Source organism: Mesorhizobium sp. B2-3-12 (assembly GCF_006442205.1).
In the GTDB taxonomy this organism is placed as follows: domain Bacteria; phylum Pseudomonadota; class Alphaproteobacteria; order Rhizobiales; family Rhizobiaceae; genus Mesorhizobium.
The window spans coordinates 123,371-142,538 of the sequence record NZ_VFVR01000007.1 but is presented as its reverse complement, the minus strand read 5'-3'; the positions used below and the strand labels follow the sequence as shown (position 1 = coordinate 142,538).

The 19,168-nt window shown below is 60.6% G+C and carries 14 protein-coding genes and 3 pseudogenes; 8 read left to right on the top strand and 9 right to left on the bottom strand.

Translation table 11 applies throughout. The features are described 5' to 3' along the window. Nucleotides 1–128: 128 nt before the first annotated feature. Nucleotides 129–418, top strand: a pseudogene (locus FJ948_RS20295) (NAD(P)H-dependent oxidoreductase); the annotation flags it as partial. 58 nt (nucleotides 419–476) lie between these two features. On the opposite strand, the gene FJ948_RS20290 reads toward FJ948_RS20295, so the two are convergent. The 3 genes from FJ948_RS20290 to FJ948_RS20280 all read right to left on the bottom strand — a co-directional run bounded on the left by FJ948_RS20290 (nucleotide 477) and on the right by FJ948_RS20280 (nucleotide 3,768). After that, nucleotides 477–1,682, bottom strand: a complete 1,206-nt coding sequence (locus FJ948_RS20290) for an ROK family transcriptional regulator (protein WP_140707496.1) — start codon at nucleotides 1,680–1,682, stop codon at nucleotides 477–479. A gap of 139 nt (nucleotides 1,683–1,821) precedes the next feature. Further along, nucleotides 1,822–2,844 (bottom strand): SIS domain-containing protein, encoded by a 1,023-nt coding sequence (locus tag FJ948_RS20285; RefSeq protein WP_140707494.1) that lies wholly within the window; start codon nucleotides 2,842–2,844, stop codon nucleotides 1,822–1,824. Next, entirely contained in the window at nucleotides 2,845–3,768 is a 924-nt protein-coding gene (locus FJ948_RS20280) for a BadF/BadG/BcrA/BcrD ATPase family protein (RefSeq protein WP_140707492.1), read from the bottom strand. It lies immediately after the preceding gene. A 152-nt stretch (nucleotides 3,769–3,920) separates the two neighbouring features. On the opposite strand from FJ948_RS20280, the gene FJ948_RS20275 reads away from it, so the two are divergent. The 5 genes from FJ948_RS20275 to ugpC are packed head-to-tail and all read left to right on the top strand — an operon-like array spanning nucleotide 3,921 to nucleotide 8,980. Then, nucleotides 3,921–5,171, top strand: a complete 1,251-nt coding sequence (locus FJ948_RS20275) for an extracellular solute-binding protein (protein WP_140707490.1) — start codon at nucleotides 3,921–3,923, stop codon at nucleotides 5,169–5,171. Nucleotide 5,172: 1 nt separating this feature from the next. Then, on the top strand, nucleotides 5,173–6,108 hold the full coding sequence (locus FJ948_RS20270; protein ID WP_140707488.1) for a sugar ABC transporter permease: 936 nt from the start codon (nucleotides 5,173–5,175) through the stop codon (nucleotides 6,106–6,108). Continuing rightward, nucleotides 6,105–6,953 (top strand): carbohydrate ABC transporter permease, encoded by an 849-nt coding sequence (locus FJ948_RS20265; RefSeq protein WP_140707486.1) that lies wholly within the window; start codon nucleotides 6,105–6,107, stop codon nucleotides 6,951–6,953. Before FJ948_RS20270 ends, FJ948_RS20265 begins: the two co-directional genes overlap by 4 nt. 26 nt (nucleotides 6,954–6,979) lie before the next feature. Continuing rightward, the gene (locus tag FJ948_RS20260) at nucleotides 6,980–7,912 is read left to right on the top strand and encodes a 3-keto-5-aminohexanoate cleavage protein (RefSeq protein ID WP_140707485.1); all 933 of its coding nucleotides are present in this window, start codon (nucleotides 6,980–6,982) and stop codon (nucleotides 7,910–7,912) included. Nucleotides 7,913–7,924: 12 nt separating this feature from the next. Continuing rightward, nucleotides 7,925–8,980: a sn-glycerol-3-phosphate ABC transporter ATP-binding protein UgpC gene (gene ugpC / locus FJ948_RS20255; protein ID WP_140707484.1), complete on the top strand. Its 1,056-nt coding sequence runs from the start codon at nucleotides 7,925–7,927 to the stop codon at nucleotides 8,978–8,980. 633 nt (nucleotides 8,981–9,613) lie between these two features. Here ugpC and FJ948_RS20250 read toward each other — a convergent pair. From FJ948_RS20250 to FJ948_RS20240, 3 genes and pseudogenes are all read right to left on the bottom strand, one after another. Then, nucleotides 9,614–10,299 (bottom strand): annotated as a pseudogene (locus FJ948_RS20250) (DNA repair exonuclease); the annotation flags it as partial. 402 nt (nucleotides 10,300–10,701) lie between these two features. Continuing rightward, a complete protein-coding gene (locus FJ948_RS20245) occupies nucleotides 10,702–11,931 on the bottom strand; it encodes a HipA domain-containing protein (RefSeq protein WP_140707482.1) in 1,230 nt (409 codons plus the stop codon). Continuing rightward, complete coding sequence (locus FJ948_RS20240; protein ID WP_140707481.1) at nucleotides 11,924–12,514, bottom strand: helix-turn-helix transcriptional regulator; 591 nt, start codon at nucleotides 12,512–12,514, stop codon at nucleotides 11,924–11,926. The genes FJ948_RS20245 and FJ948_RS20240 overlap by 8 nt, the downstream gene beginning before the upstream one ends. Nucleotides 12,515–13,189: 675 nt before the next feature. Here FJ948_RS20240 and FJ948_RS20235 point away from each other — a divergent pair. Together FJ948_RS20235 and FJ948_RS20230 are read left to right on the top strand one after the other, a co-directional pair. Further along, nucleotides 13,190–13,565, top strand: a pseudogene (locus FJ948_RS20235) (hypothetical protein); the annotation flags it as partial. Nucleotides 13,566–13,763: 198 nt separating this feature from the next. Beyond that, nucleotides 13,764–14,687, top strand: coding sequence for a nucleotidyltransferase and HEPN domain-containing protein (locus FJ948_RS20230; protein ID WP_140707866.1), 924 nt, complete (start codon nucleotides 13,764–13,766; stop codon nucleotides 14,685–14,687). Between the two features lie 224 nt (nucleotides 14,688–14,911). Here FJ948_RS20230 and FJ948_RS20225 read toward each other — a convergent pair whose 3' ends face one another. From FJ948_RS20225 to FJ948_RS20215, 3 genes are all read right to left on the bottom strand, one after another. Continuing rightward, complete coding sequence (locus FJ948_RS20225; protein WP_140707480.1) at nucleotides 14,912–15,286, bottom strand: Ig-like domain-containing protein; 375 nt, start codon at nucleotides 15,284–15,286, stop codon at nucleotides 14,912–14,914. A 136-nt stretch (nucleotides 15,287–15,422) separates the two neighbouring features. Further along, nucleotides 15,423–16,952: an HlyD family type I secretion periplasmic adaptor subunit gene (locus FJ948_RS20220; protein ID WP_140707478.1), complete on the bottom strand. Its 1,530-nt coding sequence runs from the start codon at nucleotides 16,950–16,952 to the stop codon at nucleotides 15,423–15,425. Then, entirely contained in the window at nucleotides 16,949–19,108 is a 2,160-nt protein-coding gene (locus tag FJ948_RS20215; RefSeq protein ID WP_140707476.1) for a type I secretion system permease/ATPase, read from the bottom strand. Before FJ948_RS20215 ends, FJ948_RS20220 begins: the two co-directional genes overlap by 4 nt. Nucleotides 19,109–19,168 lie beyond the last annotated feature (60 nt).

Below are 19,168 nucleotides of genomic sequence, written 5' to 3'. Positions count from 1 at the left end.
ATGTTTTCCGCGACGACCTCGATGATAGCGCGCTAGCGCTCACCAATCTCACGGACCGATACATTCCTATTCGCGCCGAAATGACCGCCTGCCCCGTATCGCGGGTTAGCGCCAGGCAAGGGCACCCCCGCTCCGGCAAGAGCTTCGTCCATAGCGAGCACGGTCCCAAGGGCCTCACCGGCAAGAAGGTCTATTCGTGCTGGATTCCGGCGGAATCTATTCCAAAGGCGCTGCCGTCCAATTCGACCATGCCGTTCCTCACCTGCCCAGCGTACTCGGTTTGTCGGTATGACCGATATCGACGTCATCCGCATCGAAGGCGTCTCCAAAGGGACCTGACGCGGTCACCGAAGCATCCCCCAAGGCAACCGCCAAGGTCAATGCCGTGGCTTCCCGGACGCGCGAAGTCGCTGCGGCCGCGTATGGGCACTGCGTAATCCCGCATCGAAGGCAGGCGCTCCGCGCCTGCCTTCTCCTCAACTATCCCTTGCGTCCGCCTGCAACCCGGACAATGGCGGCAGAACGACAGCCGGATGGCGGCCTTCGCGCAACATCAGTCCGAGACTGTAGTCGACGGCCAGTTTCATGGCACCCAGCGCCGTGCCGCCATCTTCAAGCGAACTGACGGCGATCCGTGTGGGCCATGCGAGTTCCGCCGCAACGTTTCCAACGCTTTCCGTTATCAACGGGTTTCGGCCTACGCCGCCGCCAAGCACGATCAACCCGGGGTCAAGCATGCCGATGCAGCCGGCCGCCAGCCTGCCGATATCGGCGGCATGACGCTCGACGGCCATCATGGCCGGCCGTGACCCCTCAAGCGCGCGCGCGAACAGACCTTTGGCCGAGTCCGGCGGTGCGCCCTCCCCGGCGGGCCAGTCGGCACGGCAGCGCTCGATCAGCGCCCGTGAGCCGAGATAATGTTCGAGCCCCTCACGATAGGGCGTCTCGCTGGCTGACCACGGGAACGGCATGCGGCCAATTTCGCCGGCCGCACCGCCGGCGCCGCGAAACAGACGCCCCTCGGTGATGAAGCCGAGGCCGACCCGCACGCCAACCTGCAGGAAGGCGAAGGTCTGGTGGCCTTTCGCGGCGCCGAAATGCATTTCGCCAATGGCCGCGCAGTTGACGTTGTTTTCCAGTATGATCGGGACCGCGATGCTGCGGCGCAGCAGGCCAAGCACTGCGGACGGCCCGCCAGGGCGATCGAAACGATCGTTGGAGACAATGCGCGGCACTGCCACGGCAATGGCGCGCAGCGCGCGAAAACTCTTGCCGACCTTGGCCATTGTGGCATGCGCCACCGACAGGACGATGGCGCCCACCTGGTCGGCATCGCCGGCCTTGCCGTCTGGAATGGGTTCTTCCGCCGACGCAAGCTTCTGTGTGTCCATCGAATAGGCAATCGCCCGCACCTGGGCGGCGCCGACATCGATGCCAATCGCGTAGCCCGCACCCGGACCGATGCCGTAGATCGTCGCCGTGCGGCCAATGGCGCCGCGTTCCAGACCGCGGGAGGCAACGAGGCCGAGCGTGCTCAGTTCCGACACGGCGGCCGACATGGTCGGCTTCGACAGGTCGAGCATGGCGCCGAGCTTCGGCCGTGTCACCGGCCCATGCGAAGCGAGCAGGCGCAGCACGGCGCGGGCGCTCTCGGTCAGATTGGGGATTTCCGCAGCCGCCATCTCAGCCGTTCGACCTTTGCCTGAAATCCTGTCTCAGTCGGAGAAAGCGCGATCACCGCCCCGACTCGAAAGCCGTATTCCTCTCTCAATGCCCCATTGCTAGCCGGTTTGGCAATTTCCACCTGTCCGGATAGGGACGTCAGACTTCCGTCGGCGACCACGGCTTAAGCTTGGTGTCGGTTTGGCGATAGCGGAAAGTGATGTCGGTAAGGCCGGCCGCGTCCTGCATGTCGCCGACGACAAGCTGGATGGCGATGATTTCCAATATGGCGTCCGCCATGGCGTTGCCGAGGGTCGGAAGGGAGATCACCACCAGCATTTCGGCGCCGGCGACATCGGTGCGCCTCGTCACCAGCGCGGAAGGACAGCCGAAGCCGGACATGTCCTGCGCGATCTTGACCTCGCGGCCATCGCCGATGGCGATCAATCCGGTCGCCGCATCCTGCGATTCCATCGGTCCATGCAGATAGTTAAGGGTATCCCATCCCGAGGCCGGCACGCGGACCGCCTCACGGACCAGCATCGCCGCCTCGCCGGCATTGGCGAAGCCGGTGTCGGCACCGACGATATCGATCGACGTTCTGCCCTGCAGCAGCCGTGCCGCCTGTCCGGCAACGTGTTCCGCACCGGAGAGAAGGGTGGCGACCGCGCCGGGCAAACGAGTCCAGTCGAAGCTGTTGCCGGCCAGCCGGTCGATCAGCATGCCAAGTGCCAGCAAGGTCCCGGTATAGCCGGTCGAGCTGGCGCCATTGTCGGCGCCCGAATCCGTGGCGAGCACCGCGCCAGTCAGATCAGCCAGCGGATTGTCGCTGCCACGGCAGATCGCCAGGCGCGGCGAGCCCGACGCCTCGCGCATGACATCGGAGATCTCGCGGCTCTGCCCGGAGGCTGACAGCGCGATAAAGGCATCGGCGGCCGCGTCCGTGCGACCATAGAGATCGGTCGGCGTATAGGCGAAGGCCCTGATGCCGGAGGCGCGCAGATAAAGCGCGCCGGCGAGGGCCGCCTGATAGCTGGCGCCGATGCCGGCAAGCCCTATCGTCTTGCCGACAAAGGTAGCGAGATCGAGGCTCTCCAGCGCCTCTGCTACCGAGCGTCGGCCAATCTCGAGACTTTCCGTCTGGCGCGCCACCGCCGGGCGATAGCCGATACGCTTCATCATTCAAACAACTCCAATGTGCGAGGATAGCCCCTGGCCGACGAGCAGCCGCCGGGCCAAGGCGACGCCGCCGAGCACCGGCGGCTCGCGCAGCAGCACGATCTGGCTCGACGGCGAGACCTTTGCCATGGCCTCGACGAATGCCGCCATCAGCATTGGCTGCTCCGAGATGACACCGCCCCCAGCCACGACAAGGGCGGGATTGGCGCCGCGGTCGATCAAGAGTTCGACCAATGCGGCCAACCCTGCCCCGCCTTCCCTGATGACCCGGACAGCCAGAGCCGAGCCGGCGAACGCCGCGTCGAACACGGCATTGGCGTAACGGCCCCAGACCGCCGCACCGCGTGTTTCATTGAGCAGGATGCCAAGCTTGGTCTGGTCGTCGGTATCGAGTTCGCGCATCAGCGCGGCGATCAGCGGGTCGCCATCCTTGCCCCGGTCGAGGCTATGGCGGATCGCCTTGGCCGCCTCGCGCACCAGGGCCGGCGCGCTGCCCTCGTCGCCAAGGATCCAGCCCCAGCCCCCGGCTGCCAGCATCTTGCCATCGACTGTCCGTGCCACCGCGATGGAGCCTGTGCCGGAGACGACGCCGATGCCATCGATATAGCCGGCGGCGGGAACCATCAGCTCGGCATCGTTGACCACCTGCACTGCACCGCCGGTCCTGCCGGAGAGCAACGCCTGGAAACGAAGGCACTGTTCATCCGTGTCGCAGCCATGCGCGCCGACGGCTAGCGCAGCGGGGGCGACGCCGCCGCACAACCCGGCAACGATCCCAGCCAGCGTATCGGCATCGGTCTCCATCTGGCGAATGCGCCAGCTCTCCGTCACCAGCACCTCGTCGGCGATCATGCGCTCGCCCAGGCACGCCATGATGCGTGTCTTGGTGCCGCCTATATCAACGCCTGCAATGATCTTCTGGGTCACCGATAGCCACCGCGCAAGCCGGGACGAAGCGAGGTTGCCGCGTCCGATCCCAATTAGTTAGGAAACTTTACAAACTATCTTTCCAGACGGCAAGAACTATGATTTGATAATCGTCGTAAAAAGCGCATCAAGCGCGATTGGGAGATTGCAACATGAGCAGGAGAAGGATTGGGCTGGCTCTCGCGGCCGCGTCTTTGGCATGGGGATTGGCAGCCAGCGTGGCGCATGCCACCGACATCTCGTTCTGGACCTGGCGCCAGGAAGACAAGGCCGCCTACAACGAACTTTTCGCCGATTTCACCAAGGCCAACCCGGACATCCATGTGAAGTTCGAGTCCTTCCCGGACGAGAACTATCCGACCATCGTCTCGACGGCGCTGGCCGCCGGCAAGGGCGGCGACGTCATCCACACCCACGCTTACGGTTGGCTGGAGCAGTTCGTGAAGGCGGGTTATTTCGAGCCGCAGGATCTGACCACGGTGCCTTCGCTCGCCAACCAGCCCGCCGATGCGCTGGTAGCCGGCACCTACCGCGCCGACAAGAAGGTCTATTCCCTGCCCTTCGCCTCGCAGACGCTCGGCCTGTTCATCAACAAGGACGTCTTCACCAAGGCCGGACTGACGCCGCCGACCTCCTGGGATGAGTTCATCACCGTCAGCAAGGCGCTGAAGGACAAGGGTATTTACCCACTGGCCAACGGCATGGGCACCAGCTGGTTCAACGAGATGTTCGTGGCCATCTTCACCAACCCGTTCCTCGGCCAGGACTTTGTGAGCGACCTGACATCGGGCAAGACCACCTTCAAGGACCCGCGCTATGTCGCGGCCCTCGGCAAGCTGCTCGAACTGCGCGACTACATGCCGCCCGGTTTCGAAGGCATTGACTACGACACCGCCGGCCAGCTGTTCATCAGCGGCAAGGCGGCGATGTTGGCCGGCGGTAGCTTTGATATCGCCAGCTATCGGACCCAGAACCCGGCCATCAACATGGACTTCGTCGCGCCCCCCATGGCCAAGGCCGGCGATACGCCGCAGGTGACCAAGTTCTTCGACGGCGGCTATGCCGTCAACGCCAAGTCGGCCAACAAGGAGGCCGCGCTCAAGCTGGTCAACTGGATGGGCACCAAGGAGTTCGGTGACAAGTTCTCCGCCTTGCTCGGCAACATCTCGCCGATCAAGGGCGTCGTCATCAAGGACGAGCTCCTTGCCCACGTCGCCAAGTTGAACGAAACCGCCATGCCGCATATCAATGTCGTCTACTTCCGTTTCGAGAAGCCGACAGGATCGGAGCTGCTGCAGGGCGACATCACCAAGATGATGTCGGGTTCGATCACCCCGGACCAGTTGGCCGCCGACCTGACCAACGGCCTCGCCAAATGGTACAAGCCTTTCCAGGGCAAGTGACATGAACAGCGGCCGGCGCCACACGAAAAAAGCCTTTCCGTGGCGCCGGTCACTTTGGATCGCGTCCCTGCTGACACCGGCCCTGGTGGTCATGGTGCTGTTCGTGCTCTGGCCGCTGCTCTCGGCCTTCCGCCTTGCCTTCTATGAGTTCAACGGCCTGCAGCCGACCGGATTCATCGGCTTCGAAAACTTCCGCAAGGTGCTGTTCGAACAGCCTTATAGCGGCTGGACTTACAATGCGCTGAAACACAACATCATCGCCTTCGTGGCCCTGATGGTGTTCGAGAACGGCACCGCCTTCCTGCTTGCCTACGCATTGCTGAAGGCGCTGCCCGGTCACCGGATCCACCAGGTCATCGTCTTTCTGCCTGTCGTGCTGTCGGCCGTCATCGTCGGCTTCCTGTGGAAACTGTTCCTGCATCCGTTGTTTGGTTTGGTGAACCAGACGCTGGCGCTTGTCGGCATCGGCGCCATCCCGTGGCTCGGCAATGAAAACACCGCGCTCGGCAGCGTCCTGTTCGCCAATGTCTGGCACTGGCTCGGCTTCCCGACACTGGTGTTGCTCGCCGGCATGCAGCGCGTCGGCAAGGAAGTGATCGAGGCCGCTCGTCTCGACGGCGCCGGCGACTATGTGCTGATGACGCGCATCATCTGGCCGCTCATTGCACCGAGCGTCACCATCGTCACCATCCTGACCTTCATCGGCAGCTTCAACTGGTTCGAAATTCCCTATGTCATGGCCGGCCTCACTGGTTCGCCCGGCGGCGCTACGGATGTCCTCGGCCTCTATTTCTACCGCACCGCCTTCGGCTCGACGACGACTGGCATCCAGGATTTTGGCCAAGGCAGCGCGCTGGCCGTGATGATGTTCATCATCGTTGCCGGCGTCACAGCAATCGCGCTTCGCTATCTGCGCCGTCGCGAGATCGAACTGTGAGCGCAGCGGTCGGCACCAGGGAACGCGGCGAGCTGTTGAAGAACGGCGCCATCCAGCTGATGCTGGCAATCAACGCCATCATTATGATCTATCCGCTGTTCGTCATGGTGATGTCGTCCTTCAAGACCAATGCCGAGATCTTCAGCTCGCCCTTCGCCCTGCCCGCGCACTTTTCGCTGGCCAATGCCGAGCGTGTGTGGAGCGAAACCAACTTCGTCCGCTACCTCGCCAATTCCCTCGGCATCACCCTGGCCGCGGTAGCGTTGATCCTTCTGTTCAGCACCATGGCCGCCTATGCCATCGCCCGCTACCAGTTCAGGCTGAGCGCGCTGGTGCTGATGTTCTTCCTGAGCGGCATGACGGTGCCGCTGAAACTGGCGATCATTCCATTGTTCATCCAGCTGGATTCGCTTGGCCTGGTCGACAGCTATGCCGGCCTGGTGCTGGTCTATGTTGCCATGGGCATTCCCTCCGCGGTGTTCATCATGACCGGCTTTCTCAGGACCTTGCCGCGCGAACTGGAGGAGTCGGCGCGCATGGACGGCGCCAGCGAATTTCGCATCATGCGCTCGATCATGCTGCCGCTGGCGCGCCCGGCCCTGGTCATCGTCGCAATCCAGAATGCGGTGCCGATCTGGAACGACTTCTTCTTTCCGCTCGTGCTGATCACGTCGGACAAGTTCAAGACGCTGCCGCAGGGCCTCACGGTTTTCGTCGGGGAATTCACCACCGACTGGGGGGTGCTGTTCACTGGGCTGACGCTGGCCGCCCTGCCGATCACCCTGCTCTATATCGTGCTGTCGAAGCAGTTCATCTCCGGCATCACCCAAGGCGCGGTTAAATAGGCGCGCGTCAAACAGGATCCTTTGAAATGGCGAACCAGAACAAGATCATCATCACCTGCGCGGTTACCGGCTCGATCCACACGCCGTCAATGTCGCCGCATCTGCCGGTGAGCGCGCAGGAGATCGCCGATGCCGCGATCGGCGCGGCCGAGGCGGGTGCGGCCATCGTCCATCTGCATGCGCGCAATCCCGCCGATGGCCGGCCCGACCAGTCGACCGAAGCCTTCGCACCCTTCCTGAAAGTGATCAAGCAGCGCTCGGACTGCGTGGTCAACATCACCACCGGCGGAGCCGCGACGATGACCGTCGAGGAGCGGGTCAAGCCGGCGTCGACCTTCGCGCCGGAGGTTGCCTCGCTCAACATGGGCTCGATGAATTTCGGACTCTATCCGATGCTGGAGCGCTTCAAGACATTCGAGCATGATTGGGAGCGCCCCTATCTGGAAGGCTCCCGCGACCGCATCTTCCGCAACACCTTTGGTGACATCGAGCACATTCTGCGCACCTGCTCGGAAAACGGCACGCGTTTCGAGATCGAGTGTTACGACATCGGCCACCTTTATACGCTTGCCCATTTCGTCGAGCGCGGCCTGGTCAAGGCGCCGTTCTTCGTCCAGAGCGTGTTCGGCATACTGGGCGGCATCGGCACCCATCCGGAGGACGTCGCGCATATGAAGCGCACCGCCGACCGCCTGTTCGGCAATGACTATCATTGGTCCGTGCTGGGCGCCGGCCGCAGTCAATTGCCGATCGCCACCCAGGCCATCGCGCTGGGTGGCAATGTGCGCGTCGGGCTGGAGGATTCGCTGTGGATCGGCAAGGGCCAGCTGGCAGAATCCAACGCCGAGCAAGTGAAGAAGGTTCGCCAGATCATCGAGGGGCTCGGCGCCTCGGTCGCCACCCCCGATGAGGCGCGGCAGATCCTGCAGCTCAAGGGCGGCGATAAGGTCTCTTTTTGAGGGAAACCACCAATGAGTGCGGTAACCATATCGGGTGTCGATAAGGCCTATGGCAAGGCGCGGGTTATCCACGGCGTGTCGGTGGAAATCGCGGCGGGCGAGTTCGTCATCCTTGTCGGGCCGTCCGGTTGCGGCAAGTCGACCTTGCTAAGGATGATCGCCGGCCTTGAAGACATCAGCGCCGGCGAGATCGCGCTCGACGGCAAGGTTATCAACGACATCGCGCCAAAATCGCGCGATATCGCTATGGTATTCCAGAACTATGCGCTCTACCCGCATATGACGGTCCGCGAGAACATGGCTTTCGCCCTGACGCTGAAGAAGACCGACAAGGGCGACATCGACGCCAAGATCATGCGCGCCGCCACGATTCTTGGACTGCAAGATCTGCTGGAGCGCTATCCCCGCCAGCTTTCCGGCGGCCAGCGCCAGCGTGTCGCCATGGGGCGCGCCATCGTACGCGACCCGAAAGTCTTCCTGTTCGACGAGCCGCTCTCCAATCTCGACGCCAAGCTGCGGGTGCAGATGCGCTCCGAGATCAAGGCGCTGCACCAGCGCCTGGGAACCACCATCGTCTATGTCACCCACGACCAGGTCGAAGCCATGACCATGGCCGACAAGATCGTCGTCATGAATTGCGGTGTCGTCGAACAGGTTGGCGCCCCGCTCGACCTATATGATCGGCCGGCCAATCTGTTCGTTGCACAGTTCATCGGCTCGCCGTCGATGAACATTTTGCAGGGCAGCACCACAGCGGAGGGCTTTACCGCCAGCGACGGCACGGTTTTCCCTCTGCCGTTATTCGAAAAGACGGAAACTGCCCTCGCGTGGGGCATCCGGCCCGAACATCTCAGGCTGGCCGACAGCGGTGTGCCGGCCGTGGTCGAAGTGGTCGAGCCGACCGGCGCGGAAACCCTGATCGTTGCCAAAGCCGGCAACAACACGCTAAGCGCACTGCTGCGCGAGCGGATTCGTGTAGCGCCAGGTCAGCATGTTTTCCTCGCGCCGGACCTGACGCAGCTCCATCTGTTCAACATCGACGGTCGGCGCATTCCGTCCACGGTCTAAGTGACATAGCCGCGCCCGCCGAGTTTGTTTGGACGCGAGGCGATGAAATTGACCTGCCGCGCTGAGATGGTCCGGATGGGCGACTCGACTGAGGAAGGGCGTGGTCATCTCGCGATCCGTCCGGCGTGCTGCTGAGGGCAGCCATGAACCGGCGCCTTGACGACGTCAACCAAAATAAGCCCGTGGTCGTCGGGAATGTCTGCTTTCGGGCAGATGCAAAGCCGACCTCAACGCCCGACTTCAGGCGCATTCCAGTCCGGCGACTTTGGGGCCGGAAGCGGACTGGCAGCTTCATGCCCTTTTCGGACACTCACCTCGGGCGAGCTACGGGCAAAAAGCCTAGCTGGGGTCTCGGACCACGGTCTCGACCCAGGCGAAGCGCGTCGCCGGGCGGCACGGCCCCGGAGGATGCCGAAATGCCGTCGGTTCGATAAAGTCGAGCTCGTATGGCCCGCATTGACTGAGCGAGTTCCAAGGTTGGATCGGCAACATTTCCCGAGTCTCCGACAGCGGGAGTCGAAAGATCAAGCTCCAGGGCAACAAGGTAGCGGGATCTGGTTCGGCTTCGGCGACAACCAACATTGATCAAGCCCTGATCGGATGCGGGCGATGGCCTCGCTCCATTCCCAACGCCCCGGTCAAGTCGACGCTCACGCGCTCGAACTGCGCGACACTAGTGAGCCTCTCCTCAATCTCGACAGAGCGCTCATCGCGAATGGTCACCAGCGTGACCGACTTCTCGCCGGCTTCGTTGATATCTCTCCCCTGAGGAATCCCTGGCATAACGAGCGTGCTCGCGTGCGTAGACGTCATGGCCTGGGGAGCCGGCCAGGCTCGTGTGCACGATGCCGATGTTGACAGCTCCCTCCCGTGGGCCGGGGGCAGCAGGCTTTCGGGCGCCTTCGGACTGGCGAAGCTCAACCCATGGAACGCGACGTCCATTCCAGCGCCAGGCTGGATCACGGATTGGCAGCGACCGCCAAAGATGGTCGCCGTGTCTGGCGAGACTAGCTGCTTCGCAATTCGCGACATGGCGTCGTGGTTGCCGCGGATCATGTAGACCCTGACGCCGGCCTGGTGCAGGCGCGTCATCTGCGAGGCCAGAAAACGTGCCGTCTTCATCGAGGTCTGGTCACCATCGTAAAGATCGCCGGCAACAACGAGAGCGTCGACACGCTCCTCCAGGCATTCACGATCGCGGTGAACGCCTGGCGGCTGGCATCCCCGACGAACTCGGCAAGCTCCGGATTGCGCAGCGCAAGTGAGCGCAAAGGGGAATCGAGACGGATGTCGGCCGTATGAACAAATCGAAATGCCATTGCAGGCGCTCTCCCGGCTGGAACCGAAGCTCAGGCCAGCTCTGTTGAAGTCCAGTTCGTTCAAACCACAGCGACCAGGTCAAAGCCTCGTTAGCAAAACCCGACAGCGTTGGGCAACGGAGGGGGTCCAGATATGATGGCCCATGCTCCTCGGCAAGGCGGGAAGGCAAATCGATGTCCCCGGACAAACGTCAGATGATGCCAAATTTGAGCGCGGCGCGCTGCTGCGTTTTATTTTTACGGTACCCATTCGCCGATGCACAACTTCGAGACTGAAAACTGCGGCACACCCTACATTCAGACGCGCAAAACATAGAAGAGGCTTACCTAAACCCTCGGAGACCCGATAGAAAGCCCAGATCGAATGCTCTCAAGGCGACGGCGTGCCGAGGCGTGTGTTGATCATGCGAGTTCGCTAAATAGTGGCACGGTCGGAGCGTGCGCATCGATTGCCTTCACGACGGTATCGGCGAGAGGAAGATGCGTTTTCTCAGCCTCCCAGACTTGCCGAAATCGTCGGACGGTTTCGGCGGCGGTGTTGACGACAAGCTTTTCTGGCAGAAGTGCCTTGGCCGCCAGATGCCGAAGCTCATCGGTATCGAGCTTGGCCATCTTCTTGGTCCGAGAGTAATTAAGCGCAGCCGTGTCCTCGCCCTTAATATAGGGAATGGTCGACACCAGGTCATAGGCCGGCGAGAGCGCGGCCGAACGCCGGTCCGGATAGATCAGCGACCAGTTCTTGAGGTGCATGTCGCCATTGCCGATCAGCGCGCTAAACACGAGGCGGCGAATGAACTCGGCCGCGCCACCATTGCCCGCTTCGGTGCCGATCACGCGCGCGACGTTGGCGTAATTTGCACGCCTGTACTTGTCGTCCGGGAAGACCCCGAACACCTGCGCGAAATCTTCGGTGTGGATAGGACCGTCACCGGATCGGTCGAAGCGGCTGATAGCAAGCGCCTGCCCTCTTAACTCACCCACTCCTTCGGGAATGCCGGCGATTGCATCGAGATCGACCAGGTTGATGATGGGCACCTCCATGCCGATCATTCCGGCGATCGTCATCATCGAAAATTCGTTTTCCGGAACGCCGGTGTACTGCTGGGACGGGAGCTTAACGATCCACGATCCGCCGACGCCCTCGGCGGGAATGGTCAGGCCGCCGCCCTTCCCTGCGTTCTGAAACGCGGAGAATTTGAGCTGCACACCGGCGAGCGAAAAGCGCAGCGCATTGGGTTTGGCGTTCTTCGGAAGATCCTCCTCATTACCAGGTGGGAGGCCTTCACCGGCCGCGGGATGGATCGAGAGTGCTCCGGGCAGGTCGAGCCCCAGCACCCAGAGCAGGAAGAATTCGCGCTGCTGATTGACCCCGGCCCGCTCAGCGAGATAGCGGCGCAGGCCGCCCTCCGGCAAAAGGTTCGAGAAGAACGGCGGCACCACCCGCTGCGTAGGTCGACTTTTGGTAATGAGGCCGCCCAGGTCATCCTTGAACGACAGGCTGAGGGTCGGTCGATGCGGATTCTCGACGTAGGCTTCGTTGAACGCAAAGATCGTCCGATCGCCCTGCAGGTGGGTCAGCGTGCCAATAGACTCATCGTAGAGCCGTACATCCAGAACCGAGACATCAGGCATCCGCATCTCCATCATCCAGCGAATAGGCGGGTCGTGGTTCCGACGGAGCGGGGTGGGCGATCGAGTTGCGCAGGCGCTGCAGGTTCTGTGCGATGTCACGCACAACAGGTGCTGCTTGGGCGCTCGCCTGATAGCGCTCAAGGCGGGCGATCAGCTCGCGCACCAACTGCATCTCTTGATCTCTGAGATTCACCCGCCGCAGAAACCGAAGCGTATCCTCGATGCGATCGAGGTCGGCTGAGCTGCCGTAAAGGTGCTTCATTTTCTTGACCAAGCGCTCGGCACGGGCAAAGCGCTTGTCGTTTGGCTGACCGGCATGGATATGCATGTCGGGCGTTGCCTGGGCCTTCACCAGACCCAACACGGCAGGCACGAGCTTCTTCGGGACAAGCATGACCTCGAGATCAAGCGCGCGGGTCAAGTCGATGAAGCTCGACAGTCCCGGCTCCATCTTGCCGCTCTCGATTTGGGAAATGTGGCTCTGCGTCAGCCCAGCCCGCTCGCTGAGCGCGCGTTGACTGACGCGGGATGCCTCGCGGATTTCGCGCGCTTGCGCGATCAGGTTTTCGCTCTGGTAGGCCATGATGTAGAATCCGGATCAAAAGGGCAAAGTGATCAGGATATTATATCTACCGACCTCCTCAGTCTCTGTCAATCGAACGATATAGCATAATGATCACCAGAAAGTTGTGATATAGAATACTGTATTGGATTCACCAAACCACGCTATCTTGGCCCGACACAAATCCCGGCCGCCTTCAGCAACTTTTAAGATCTCAACGCGTCGCATTCCTCCCAGGAGGTCTCCATCGGTGTCGGCTGCGCCGCGCAGCGGCCCAAGCAACTGAGGGCGTACAAAGCGCAGACGATGAAATGTCCGCCGCACGGACATTGTCATTTCATCGTCGGGCCGGTTCGTGACGCCGAGACCGGTTTAACAGGGCGGCCTAAGGAGCGTCAGCATAGCGCCGACGCAGGCGGGACGCGGGGCAGACCGCCCCCGGCAAGGTGTGCCGCACGGCATTCGTCCTGATAACTTCAATGGGCAGCCTGTCACGTCTGGCCGCCGGCAGTCGAACATCACGAGACGCTGGCTAGACAGGCGGACTTCTACCGACGACATGCGGCGCGTTGCGCCCGGTACCATCAATTCAATAATGGGTAGGCGTTGAATGCCCTACAAGGTGTTAGCGCTGTCCACTTGCTATGAACTGAAATATGGATATGTCGTGCCTAGGAGAACATTCGGAGATTTGTCGTGACCCACGCACGGCTCGCGCAATCGAAAGAGCTCTCAGGTTTCATCTATAGCTTGCAGGAACCCGGCACGCCCCATATCGCCTCGAAGCACCTATCGCAGGCGCTGGGGGTAAAATTGACCAACCTGGCGCGATTGACAGATGTTCACCGCAACACGCTCCGTAGCCCGTCATTGGATCGACTGCAGGGTCGGATGCGCGAGGTGGTGAAAGTGATTTCAGCCGCAACGGAATGCACCGGCGCCGCAGAGGAGGCCATCTACTGGTACCGCAATGGACTTATCGCCGACTATGGCCATAGCACGGCGGCTTGTCGCCGGCGGCCAAGTCGAAGCAGTTCTGGGCTTCGTCGGGGACCACGAGAACGGAGCGCGGATGAAAGTCGCCCGGGCCAGGAAAAACGGGATCGTCCATTGCAGAATTTGCGCGTTGCAATGCTCTTCACATAGGCGCAACAAAATCATCACAATACAAAAATGACATTAGCGTTGCTTCACATGATCCGGTGGATCATTATGGGGATTCGTAGCTTTCCCCGGCTATGCATATGTAGTAGGCAGCCGACCCTTGTTTATGAAATCCAGCATCGATCATCTCCCACCGCCAAAGCAGCGTGAGCTGACCAGGACTGTCGAGGTCCTTCTTGAGGAGCTCGAAGACGCGCTAAAAGGCGGAACGGCCGATTTCAAGAAGCGCGGCCGCATCCTGAAGATCATCCTCTTCGGGTCCTACGCCCGTGGCGACTGGGTCGACGAGCCGCATACCAAGAAAGGCTACCGTTCAGATTTCGATCTCCTGGTGGTGGTCAACAATCGAAAGCTTACCGATTTCGCCAGCTACTGGCAGGCAGCAGCCGACCGGTTGATGCGAGAGATCGACACTCCGGTAAGCTTCATCGTGCACTCACGCCGCGAGGTAAACACCGCACTGCGCGAAGGGCAGTATTTCTTTGTCGATATCCGTCGGGACGGGATTGTCCTTTACGAGCTCGACGAAGAGCCTCTCGCCAATCCCGTGCCTTCAGGCCCTGCGGAGGCTTTTCGGCTGGCAGGGGACTATGTTGCGGAGCGTCTTCCTCAGGCTAGAACGTTTGCCGAGGGTGCGGAATTCTTCGCTACCAAGGGGAGGCTTAAGGAGAGCGCGTTCCTCCTTCATCAGTCGATCGAGCAAGCCTATGCGGCATTGTTGCTGGTGCTGACGAACTACAGCCCCGCCTCTCACAACATAAAATTCCTGCGCAGCCTCGCCGAGGATCAGGTCCAAGAACTGGCCGAAGCATGGCCTCGTGAGCAACAGCGTTTCGTTGCGTGGTTCAACATCCTCAATGAGGCCTATGTCAAGGCGCGCTATTCGCGGCACTTCGCAATCACGGATGAAGCGCTTCAGTGGCTTGCAGAACGCGTCTCGGATCTCATAGATCGCATTGAATCAATCTGCCGCCACCGAATGGAGCAGTTAAGAATCGAGGCAGGGACCGCAGCGCAGAGAGGCGGTTGAGACAAACTACTGGCAATTCCAGGCTGCCCTTGTATGCGACTTTCGAAGAAGGGCGTTGAACGTTTCTGACGTCATTGGCCTGCCATTCACTCCGCAGTTCCGTAATTTAGACTAGCACTGACTGAAAAGGCACGGAAATGCGCGCTTACGGAAAGATTCGCCACAAGACTGGGCCTTTCATGAACCACCTGACAGCGCAATCAAGTACCGGAGTTGACCGCGGCTTAGTCAACTTTGATGTTCATCGTGATTTTCGAGGTACCCGAGCGCGCGGCACTCTTTCCCGTAACGGCGAAAACAAAGGTGTCGGTGCCCTTGTAACCACTTTCGGATTGATAAGTGAAGCTTGATCGGCTCGTGGCCTTAGTGACGCCGTGTTGAGGAGCGGAAATAATTTTCAGGCTCGAGTAGCTACTGCCATGGGCGTAGACAGGGAATACGCATTGTTGGCCGCTATGCGCCATTGCGCTGCCGGTGGTCTCTTGGCCGAAATAGATATGCAGTCGCCACGGACACGGATCGGCATTCGCAAGAGATGCAAGGCCCAGACTTAGAAAGCCGGCCAAGGTGAGGAGGATAGCAAGTTTGTTAGACCTCATGGGATAGAGCTTTCCGGCTGGTGTCGATGGAGCAGGCAGAACGTACTGTCAGTATTTTCTCTGGCTCACGTTTGGCGGATCGAATGGACCTCGTGTTGGTGAGGAGTTGGAGACGCGTGCTGCCGCTGCTGCCACATCATCTCTCCTTGAACGCCTCGCTGGAAATTTTAGACAAAGGCGAGACCAGATAATCGATGATGCGGCGCTCGCCGGTACGAACTTCGGCGACCACGCTCATGCCGGAGGCGAGCGGGATATCGGCGCCGTCGACGGCAATGCTGTTCTGATCCAGTGCAATGGTGATGGGGAACACAAAGCTTGGGGCCGACCCAGGCGATACACCGGCGGAAGATGTGGCCTCATTGGCCGCTGCGACGGCGTCGGCCAACTGCCGCTTGGCCTCCTGTTCTTCAACGGCTCCCGCAGCGATCCGGACGATATGACCGCGGACTGTGCCGAAGCGGGTAAACGGGAATGCATCTACCTTGATAACAGCGCCCTGGCCAAGTTTCAGGAATCCGATGTCGGTGTTGGGAACCAAGGCCTCCACCTGGAGGCTGGGTTTGGCGGGGGCTATCGTCATGATCTGCTGGCCGGTGGTAAAGACTTGGCCGATTGTGGTGGCGGCGAGATCTTGAACGATCCCGTCGACCGGCGCGGTAAGTCTTGTGTGCGCCAACTGCGCTTCGGCTTTGTTGACGGCCTGGGCTTCGTCATCGCCGTGCTTCTCGGCGTCAGCCAACTTGCCGGCATAATCGGCTAGGAATTGTTCCACCGCCTTGCGCTTGTCACTGGAAGTCTCGTCAAGCGCCGCCTGTCCTTCTGCCAGCTGGCCTGTGTCGGAAGCCAGTTGTGATTGAGATTTCTCCAGCTCCGCTTGGGCATCATAAAGATTGATCTTGCTATCGACCTCCCTAACCACAGACTCTTGGCGCATTGCGGCGGCCTGCGAAAGGGTTTCAATCAGGTCATTCTCATGGGCGATACTCATATGCAGGCGTGTCAGGCTGGCGTGTCTGCCCATTGACTGCTTGTCGAGACTTTCCAATGTCGAGGCCAAAACCGCAAAATCGGCTTGAAGCACAGCCTGCTCCCGTTGACGGGTCTCCGATGGAATAGGGGCCGTCCATCCCACATCTGCTGAGGTTTGAATGATTGGAACCAAAGCAGCGGCGGGCGCCGTTTGGTCCGAATCAGCCTGCAACTTCACCGCCAATCCCTGAACCTGTCCGATGGCGAAGCGCCTGCGGACTATCTCAGCCTGGGCTGCGTAGAGTTCGCTTTGCGCCGCGTCGAGTTCTGCCCGGCTCTCAGCGGGGTCGAATTCCACAAGAAGATCACCGGAATGAACATTTGATCCAGGCTCCACATGGATGAAAGCAAGCTTGCCCGGATCGATAGCTTCAACGACCTTGGCATGTCCCAAAGCCTCAATTTTGCCTGGGGCAACCGCATCTACATCGAGATGGCCGATGAAGGACCAGAGAATGGCTGCCGCCGCAAAGGCACAGATGGTCATCATGAAGGTGGTTGCCACTGGCGGCGTCGGTGTCTCCAGAATCTCCAAAGCAGCCGGCAGGAACTGCAGGTCACGCCCCCTGATTTGCCCTGACTGGTGCGTCTGACCGGTCCTCTCCTTGGCCCCCGATACCAGATTGCGCTTCATGCTGGTCTTGCCTGCTCTATTTGCAGCGCCCAGAGCCCCGCATACAGCCCCTTTGGGTTGCTCAGGAGCTGGCTATGCGTGCCGCTCTCTATGAGCTCGCCTTTGGCCATGCCGACAATTCGGTTGCAGGGTCGCAAGGCCGCTAGGCGATGGGCGATGATCAGCACCGTCCTCCCTTGCGCGATGGCCCGCATATTGTCCTGAATTATGCGCTCGCTCTCGTAATCGAGAGCCGACGTGGCCTCGTCCAGGATCAATATCCTCGGATTCGTGGAAAGGGCCCGGGCAATCGCTATGCGCTGCCTCTGCCCTCCAGAGAGATTAGCACCTCTCTCTTCGATCATTGTGTCATAGCCTTGGGGCAGCTGGGCGATAAACTCGTCCGCGCCTGCAAGACACGCCGCCTGTATTACCTGGGCACGCGGCATCGCAGGATCGCTGAGCGCAATATTCTCATGAATGGTGCGGTTGAAGAGGACATTCTCTTGCAACACCACACCGATCTGCCGACGCAGCCAGCCAGGATCGAGCTGAGCAATATCGACGCCGTCCAGGAGAATCTGCCCACTAGCCGGGCTGTAGAGACGCTGAACCATCTTGGACAGTGTGGATTTTCCGGAGCCTGAAAGGCCGACAACCCCGACTACTTCACCGGCTGCAATGCCAAGTGTGATGCTACGCAAAACATCCGGCGCATCGGGACGGTAGCGCATAGTGACATTTCGGAACTCGATGTGGCCGCGAATGGGCGGGAGCGTCAGCACACTCTGCGGGCTGGGCTCGGGTGGGGCATTGAGAATGTCCCCCAATCTTGCCACCGACACCTGGACCTGTTGGAAGTCCTGCCACAATTGCGAAAGCCGCAACACGGGTTGAACCACCTGGCCCGCGATCATATTGAAAGCAATGAGCTCACCCACCGACATGTTGCCAGACATCACTTCGCTAGCGCCAAGGAACAGGATCAGCGCATTGACCGCCTTGCTCACATATTGGATCAGCCCTTGGCCCAGAGAACCTGTCACGGTCGCATCGAACGAGGTGCTGACATAAGAGGCAAGGCGCTCCTCCCATTGCGCCTGCATCATCGGTTCCACGCTGGCCGCCTTCAGCGTCTGGGCGCCAACGATCGATTCGACCAGGAACTGCTGGGATCTTGCCCCCCTGTTGAATTTCTCATCGATCTGACGCCGCAGAAGCGGTCGTAGCAGCAGGGCAATGAGGAGGTAGACCGGGACGGAAGCGAGAATGACGAACGTCAAAGTGCTGGAATAGACAAAGAGAACGGCGACGAAGACGAGGGTGAACAAGAAATCCAGCGCCGCCGTCAGCCCCTGCCCCGTCAGGAAGCTTCGGATAGTTTCCAGTTCGCGCATTCGCGCTACCGTTTGGCCGGCGGGTCGTGTTTCAAAATAGCCAACTGGCAGGCGAAACAGATGGTGGAACAGCCGCCGTCCCAACTCGACGTCGATGCGGTTAGTCGTATGATTGAGGGTATAGCTTCGAAGGAATTGCAGGATAGATTCAAATAGTCCCAAAGTGAGAAGGCCAACCACTAGCATTGTCAAGGTGGAAACCCCCTTGTGTACCAGTACCTTGTCGACCACTAGCTGGAAGAATAGGGGCGTGATCAGCGCGAAGAACTGGATGAAGAGCGAGGCGGTGAAGACTTGCGTCAGAGCTTTGCGGTAGCGCCACAGCGACGGCAAAAACCAGAAGAACCCGAAATGGTCGGGATCGCTGCCAGCACCTCCCAGTCTGCGGGTGACCAGAAGCGCCTTGCCTGTGGAAAGCTCAAATGCCTCCTCGAGTTCTGCCTCATGGGCCGAACGGCGCAATGGATCGACCAGCCGCACTTTTCCTTTTTCCGAAGCAGCCGCCAATACCGCGCTGCCTCCGTCCTTGAGGAACAGCACGGCGGGCAACGGAATGGCTCCTAGGCGCTCCGCCCTGGCCAGTTTCACAGTCCGGGCCCTCAGACCCAGCAGCTTGGCGCCGCGGATCAGATCCTCAGGCTCAGAAGGAACCGAGAGTGCCAATTGGTGGCGCAGCTGGCTCTGATCGGCAGGGATGCGGTAGTAACCTGCGATCAAGCAGAGATTGGCCAAGCCAATATCGAAAGCAGTACCAGGCTCGGGCGCGTCAGCATGCTTCACAGGATCAAACCCGCCTTGAACAGATCAAACTGAAATGAAGACCAGCCCGCGCCGGGATGT